The organism is Staphylococcus sp. FW104-15G4D, assembly GCF_058790135.1.
The window spans coordinates 1-6,723 of record NZ_JBYTCH010000010.1 but is presented as its reverse complement, the minus strand read 5'-3'; the positions used below and the strand labels follow the sequence as shown (position 1 = coordinate 6,723).

8 protein-coding genes and 1 pseudogene are annotated in these 6,723 nt (G+C 30.5%); 3 read left to right on the top strand and 6 right to left on the bottom strand.

Going from position 1 to position 6,723, the window contains the following annotated elements; all coding sequences use genetic code 11:
* The first annotated feature begins 352 nt into the window (after positions 1 to 352).
* From AC3WQX_RS11885 to AC3WQX_RS11875, 3 genes are all read left to right on the top strand, one after another.
* A complete protein-coding gene (locus AC3WQX_RS11885; protein WP_002477882.1) occupies positions 353 to 898 on the top strand; it encodes a hypothetical protein in 546 nt (181 codons plus the stop codon).
* 348 nt (positions 899 to 1,246) lie between these two features.
* Entirely contained in the window at positions 1,247 to 1,495 is a 249-nt protein-coding gene (locus tag AC3WQX_RS11880; protein ID WP_002442045.1) for an AbrB/MazE/SpoVT family DNA-binding domain-containing protein, read from the top strand.
* Positions 1,492 to 1,830 (top strand): type II toxin-antitoxin system PemK/MazF family toxin, encoded by a 339-nt coding sequence (locus AC3WQX_RS11875; RefSeq protein ID WP_002442047.1) that lies wholly within the window; start codon positions 1,492 to 1,494, stop codon positions 1,828 to 1,830. Before AC3WQX_RS11880 ends, AC3WQX_RS11875 begins: the two co-directional genes overlap by 4 nt.
* Before the next feature lie 505 nt (positions 1,831 to 2,335).
* On the opposite strand, the gene AC3WQX_RS11870 is transcribed toward AC3WQX_RS11875, so the two are convergent.
* From AC3WQX_RS11870 to AC3WQX_RS11845, 6 genes and pseudogenes are all read right to left on the bottom strand, one after another.
* The gene (locus tag AC3WQX_RS11870; protein ID WP_002441908.1) at positions 2,336 to 2,587 is read right to left on the bottom strand and encodes a restriction endonuclease subunit S domain-containing protein; all 252 of its coding nucleotides are present in this window, start codon (positions 2,585 to 2,587) and stop codon (positions 2,336 to 2,338) included.
* Between the two features lie 112 nt (positions 2,588 to 2,699).
* On the bottom strand, positions 2,700 to 3,095 hold the full coding sequence (arsC, locus tag AC3WQX_RS11865; RefSeq protein ID WP_002441910.1) for an arsenate reductase (thioredoxin): 396 nt from the start codon (positions 3,093 to 3,095) through the stop codon (positions 2,700 to 2,702).
* A gap of 18 nt (positions 3,096 to 3,113) precedes the next feature.
* Positions 3,114 to 4,406 (bottom strand): arsenite efflux transporter membrane subunit ArsB, encoded by a 1,293-nt coding sequence (arsB, locus tag AC3WQX_RS11860; protein WP_002441913.1) that lies wholly within the window; start codon positions 4,404 to 4,406, stop codon positions 3,114 to 3,116.
* Positions 4,406 to 4,720, bottom strand: coding sequence for an ArsR/SmtB family transcription factor (locus tag AC3WQX_RS11855; protein WP_002441914.1), 315 nt, complete (start codon positions 4,718 to 4,720; stop codon positions 4,406 to 4,408). Before AC3WQX_RS11855 ends, arsB begins: the two co-directional genes overlap by 1 nt.
* A pseudogene (locus tag AC3WQX_RS11850) lies at positions 4,717 to 6,382 on the bottom strand (FAD-dependent oxidoreductase). Before AC3WQX_RS11850 ends, AC3WQX_RS11855 begins: the two are co-directional and overlap by 4 nt.
* Positions 6,382 to 6,723: ArsA-related P-loop ATPase (locus tag AC3WQX_RS11845; protein WP_492740314.1), on the bottom strand; the 342-nt coding region annotated here is incomplete at its 5' end. The gene AC3WQX_RS11845 and the pseudogene AC3WQX_RS11850, both read right to left, overlap by 1 nt.

Sequence of the window (6,723 nt, the reverse complement as noted above, 5' to 3'; positions counted from 1 at the left end):
CATCATGCTAGCAAGTTAAGCGAACACTGACATGATAAATTAGTGGTTAGCTATATTTTTTACTTTGCAACAGAACCAATTTTTACAATTACCTAGATGATATGTGCGACGAATATAATCCCAAACCAGCAGAAAACAAAATAGATGAATTCGATAAGAAAATCGACGAAATAAAAGATTACATTGATAAAATAAATACATTTTAACATCTATATTTTTTAACATTTTCACTCCAAAAGATAAAAGAATTAAATCACTTACGCATATAATTCGTACACCTAAGAATTAAAATAATTATTCTACTCATACTATGATAATTTTATAGTAAGAATAATTATTGGGGGTAATTTGTATGAATAGTAAAATTCTAAAAATCTCATCTAGTCTGATGGCAGTTGGAATTATGGCTCCAACCATTTTATTTACTACAAACGAAGCAAAGGCTTACGAACAAAATCAACAAGAGATTCAACAGGCTTCTGAACAGCTACAAAAAATGGGCGAAGGCGCGCTTGAAGGCTTACATCAGAACAAAGAAGCTTTCCAAAAAGCTGGCGTATATGACAAAATGGAACGTGACGCTCAACAACTTGCTAACGGTCAATCTGAAAGAGGTAAAGCTACATTAGGAGCTAAAGCAGGGGCTAAAGCAATTAAAGCAACTGCTAAAAAAGTCGGACAAAAAGCTTGGGATGGTTACATAAAACAAGTTGAAAAAAGAGCAGGAGTCAAAGTTGCTTTCTTACATTACCAATCAATCTTTAAATTCTGTGACTACATCACAGGTTTTGGTGGAACAGTTACAGACGCAATTTCCAAAGGATTACAAAATAAATTAGGCTTTAATAAAACATTAGCTTATTACATAGCTAAAGCCTTTGTATTGATTGTATTATAAGAGGTGATAATATCAGAAAGAAACAAATTTTTCTCATATTAATCATAATAGTAATGCTTATTTTATTCTTCATACCGTGGGACAACAGCCACGAAACATTAAGACGTTATTTAATGTTAGCACTCGCATTACTAACACCTTTATACTTTTTAGCAACAAGTAAGAAAGATGAAGATAAGTAATATTTATTGCAACGTTTCAAACGACTTATCGTCGAGAATGATATATCTAAAAAATATGAAGTGTCTTTCGAGTAGTAGCTTTCGAGTTACTACTCTTTTTAATATTTATAATGTATTTACATATGTAAGTACGTATTGATATAATGAATGTAAGGAGATGATAACTATGATTAAAACATCTGAACGCATTTTTAAAAGTGGAAACAGCAAAGCACTCAGTTTAAGCAAACAAACAATCCAGTTAGCTGATTTTGAGGTGGGAGATAAGGTTGAAGTATCTGAAATCAATGGTGGTTTATTTATCAAAAAGAAAGAAGAATCGATTGAAGATGAAATCACAAATTTTTTCAAAAATGGCGGTAAATACACCGAGCCAGAATTTGATTTTGGAGAGAGTGTAGGTCGTGAAATATGAGTATCAAACAGTTTGATATATACTATATTGACCTAGACCCCACTCGAGGTCGTGAAAAACAAAAAATTAGACCATGCTTAATCGTGAATAACAATATGACCATTAAAGGAACAGATTTTGTTTGGGTATTACCAATTACAAATCGTGAAAAACGTTATCCATTAGATATCGAAGTGAAAACTAAAAAAGGATTAGTCACAGGTGTTATAGACACGCTTCAGATACGCGCATTAGACCTTAATGAACGTGAACATAACTATAAAGATGAATTACAAGACAACTTAAAAAACGTCGTCTTACAAGCAATAAAGACGTATTTAAAACCATCATCATAAAAATTCCCTCACTATTTATAATAGTGAGGGAATTAGTCTATACATTATTTGATATTTCGTTTTATCTATAGTTAAACATTTACAATGTAAATTAATAGTTGTCATTTTGATTTTTCTATATAAAAAGAGAGGTTCTGTTGCAAAGTTAAATTAATATACAAAGTTATGCAAAAGCAGTAAATTATATACTATTATATCAACAGATTATTCGGTTGGATTTTATTATTTTTCATTTCTTTGTATCTATATTATATGATTTTCAAGTTTGCAACAGAACCTTTTCAGAATTATTTTCTATTACGGTTTGAAGAGATTTTTCTATAGACACGGATTCTCCATATAATTCATATGCTATTTCGTTATTCAGTTTAAATAATTTTACATCTCCCATGTATACTCCCCTTTATTTAATAAAACATATAGTTAACATAATAGGATTTCATCAGTATCAAACAAACATTTTATGCAAAAAGCCCTTCTCACGTTCTTTCAATAAATCAATTTTTTATTCTTCTATAGAGTTTGGAATTTTTACTTCTAACTCTTCAAATTTCTTTTCACTTAATTCTTTTTGACCTGTCCCATCAGCTAAATACTCATTTTTTCTTAAAAAATCATTTTGAAGTAGATATTTTTTGTCAATATAGTTATTGATTTTATAACTCATAATAGCATTTGAATATATAAAACCATTCAATTCGCTAGGAACTATAGCAATACTACCATTAAAGAAGTTTTGTTTTCCTATATGTGGCACAACAATATATGCAGAACTAACAGAAAAAGGTAAGCAGCAAATATCATTATATAAAACAGAGGATAAGCATTGTTATATGTGCTTATCCTCTGTTTTTGAATTTTATATTAACTTAATTATCATAAAATTGCTTGATCTTTTGACCTATTTCATCTCTTACACGTTGAAATTCTGACCAAGATTTACCTGCTGGGTCATCAAATCCCCAATGCTCTTTTTTTACATTAGGTGGGATGACTGGACAATTTTCATTAGCATCACTACAAAGTGTAACAACTAGGTCTGATTGTTTTAAAATTTTATTATCAATTAAATCAGAAGTATGGTTTGATATATCAATTCCAACTTCTTTCATAGCTTCTATTGCTTTTGGATTTACACCGTGTGCCTCAATACCTCCAGAATATACTTGCCATTCATCTCCTAAGATTTTTTTACCCCAGCCTTCAGCCATTTGGCTACGGCATGAATTACCTGTACATATAAAGTAAATTGTTTTTTTATCCATAAATAGTTTCCTCTTTTTTTAGAAAATAATAAGTATTAGATATAACCCTAACAGTGTGATAAATAATACCGGAATCGTTATAATAATACCGATTTTAAAGTATTGTCCCCAAGAAATTTTAACACCTTTTTGAGTAAGCACATGTAACCAGAGAAGTGTTGCTAACGAACCAATTGGTGTTATTTTAGGTCCTAAATCAGATCCGATAACATTCGCATAAATCATGCCTTCCTTGAGTATACTTGTTGTTTGAGATTGACCAATCGCTATTGCATCTATTAAAACAGTTGGCATGTTGTTCATAATGGATGAAAGAAATGCAGCTATAAAGCCCATGCCCATGATACTACTAAATAAGCCGTAATTTGAAATATTTGTTAGTACATCACTAAGAAGCGTTGTGATGCCCACATTTTTTAGACCAAATACCACAAGATACATACCAATAGAGAATAAAACAATATTCCATGGCGCACCTTTAATTACTTGTTTCGTATGCACAGCCTTAGACTTACGTGCTAATAATACAAATATTAAAGCAATGATACCAGCAATAATTGATACTGGAATATTTATAAACTCACTTATTAAATAACCAACTAGCAATACAGTGAGTACAATCCACGAGATATTAAAAAGCTTTTTGTCCTTAATCGCTTCTTTTGGTTCTCTAATATTTACTGCATCAAATTTTCTTGGGATAGACTTTCTAAAATAAAGCCATAAGACAAGAATACTTGCGATTAAAGAGAATATATTAGGTATAATCATTTTACTGAAGTACTCAACAAATCCAATATCAAAGTAATCAGCAGAAACAATATTAACTAAATTACTAACAATTAATGGAAGAGACGTAGTATCTGCAATAAAACCACTAGCAATAATAAATGGGAATATCGCTTTTTTATCAAATCCTAAACTACGTACCATTGCTAAAACAATAGGCGTCAGTATTAAAGCCGCACCATCATTTGCGAAGAAGGCTGCTACAACTGAACCTAAGAGCATGATAAAGATAAACATTTTCAAGCCATTACCCTTTGATGCTCTTACCATATGTATGGCAGACCATTCAAAGAATCCAATTTCATCTAATATGAGTGAAATAAGAATAACTGCAACAAAAGTTAAAGTCGCATTCCAAACAATTCCAGTAACTTCTAGTACGTCTGAAAAGCTTACAACGCCAGTGATTATAGCAACTACAGCACCAATTAATGCAGTAATACCAATATCTAGACCTTTAGGTTGCCATATAACAAAAATTAACGTTAATACAAATATTGTGATTGCTAATATCGTCATCATTAACACTCACCTTTCTCTACTGTTTCACATATACATGGGACAGTACTGGAACTCAATAGAGTGAGTCGTGATGTAACGTTATCCAATACGTCATGATTCAATTTGTATAAAATTTTATTACCATCTTTTCTGGATGTAATTAAATTATTGTCTTTTAATACTTTCATATGATGACTTAATGTGGGTTGAGAAAAAGAAAAATGCTCTAATAAATCACAAGCGCATAATTCACCGCAAGATAACAAGTCTAATATTTCAAGACGGCTACTATCAGCAATCACTTTTAAGTATTGTGAAATTTCTTTATAATTCAATTTTTCTTCTTCCTTTCTACTTGAAACCTTTTATAACGTTGATAATTTTTATTACCACCTGACAAATTAAACACTTGTTTAAAACCTAAATTAATAAGTACGTTTTGTGCAGCATTCCCAGTAGTACCTTTATTACAGTAAGTCACTATCTTTTGATTTTTATCTACTGTTTTTGCATAACTTCTCAATATTTTCAATGGGACGTTAATCGCTCCATCAACATGATTAACTTCAAATTGCTTTGGAGAACGTACATCTAAAATCAATAAGTCATTATTTTGTTTCATGACTTCTTCAGGCGTTATAATTTTGCGTCCTCGAGTAATATTGTGTCCAATCATCCCTGTATAAATAACAGGATCTTTAGTTGTAGAAAAAGGAGGCGCATATGCTAAATCTAAATGAAATAAATCTTCTGCATGGGCACCAAACGTTATAGCAGTAGCTAGTACATCTATTCTTTTATCTACACCTTCATACCCAATAATTTGGGCACCCAGTAATTTAGAATTGTTTTTATCAAATATAGCTTTAATTACCATTTCTTGGCCTTGCATATATTCTGGACGATTCGGTTTCACATTGTGTAATACGTCAATATCAATATCTAAATCAATAGCTTCTTTTTCAGTTAAGCCTGTTTGGGCAATTGTCATATCAAATATACGAACAATGCCTGTTCCTAAAATGCCTTTATGTTCTAGATTTCCACCAGTTAATCGATCTCCTAAAATACGTCCCATTTTATTTGCTGTAGAACCTAACGGTCTATATATAGGGTCACCAGTAATTAAATTATAACTTTCTGCTACATCACCAATTGCATATATGTGAGGAATATTTGTTTCAAAATACTTATTGGTTTGTATTGCTCCAGATTTTCCAATATTAATACCAATTTCTTTAGCTAATTTAGTATTTGGTATGACACCAATTCCAATAATGATTAAATCTGTATCAATTAATTCGCCAGTTTTTAAGCTCACTCTATTTATTGTATGATTTTCATCATAATCAATAATATCTATTTCATTATTGGTATATACGTTAGCTTTATCTTCAATATATTCTTGAATCATAAAACTGATATCGTAGTCTAAATGAGGCATAAAAGTACTACGTTGAATAATTGAAGTATTGTAATTAGATAATTGTTCTAACATTTCTAGACCAATAAATCCACCACCAATGATTGTTATATTCTGAACATCATTGTCCTCAATATAATTATAAATTGCTTTCGCATCATTAATATTCTTAACTTTAAATACATTGTTATATTCTTCGCTATTTAATTGAGGAATTTCCTTAGGCGATGAGCCTGTTGCTAATACTAATTCGTCATATTCTTGAATCATCTTTTCATCATTTACTAAATTGGTAACAGTTATTGTTTGATCAGTATCATTTATCTGATTCACTTCATATTTTGTATAAATATCTATATTAAAGCGCTCTTTAAACCATTTAGCATTTCTTGGCGTGAGTTCATCAATATCAGATACATTACCGCCTATATAGTAGGGGATACCACATACTGAATACGAAATATCACTATCTTTATCAAAAACGATAATTTCCACATCTTTCACTATTTCTTCTTGCTTTAGCCGCGACACTTGTACCGGCAGCAACTGAACCGATGATTACAATTTTTTTAATTATGATAACCCCCCATAAGGTATGACAAAATAATTGTCAAAACTTTCATTTTTAATCTTGTTTATCCAAAATGATTCATCTTCTTTTTTGTTACTAAAAAGGTCATCACGTTGATTTAGCGTAACTAACGATTGATTAACAACCCACCAATTATGGCCTATATTAGCTCTATTTAAATCTTCTACTAAACGTTTAGATTCTAAATAAGGTGTTTTTTCTGCTAGTGTTACGATTATCATCTGTGTTAAATTTTTATTTTGAATTTTAGGTAATAATGTTTCAACATTACTGGTAGTTTGAGTTGATTTTTTCTTTAATTCTCTATGATGATTTTCACTAGA

Bases quoted from the DNA above. Each gene is read 5' to 3' on its own strand.
- AC3WQX_RS11885 (WP_002477882.1), top strand. From the start codon at position 353: ATGAATAGTAAAATTCTAAAAATCTCATCTAGTCTGATGGCAGTTGGA.
- AC3WQX_RS11880 (WP_002442045.1), top strand. From the start codon at position 1,247: ATGATTAAAACATCTGAACGCATTTTTAAAAGTGGAAACAGCAAAGCA.
- AC3WQX_RS11875 (WP_002442047.1), top strand. From the start codon at position 1,492: ATGAGTATCAAACAGTTTGATATATACTATATTGACCTAGACCCCACT.
- arsC (WP_002441910.1), bottom strand. From the start codon at position 3,095: ATGGATAAAAAAACAATTTACTTTATATGTACAGGTAATTCATGCCGT.
- arsB (WP_002441913.1), bottom strand. From the start codon at position 4,406: ATGATGACGATATTAGCAATCACAATATTTGTATTAACGTTAATTTTT.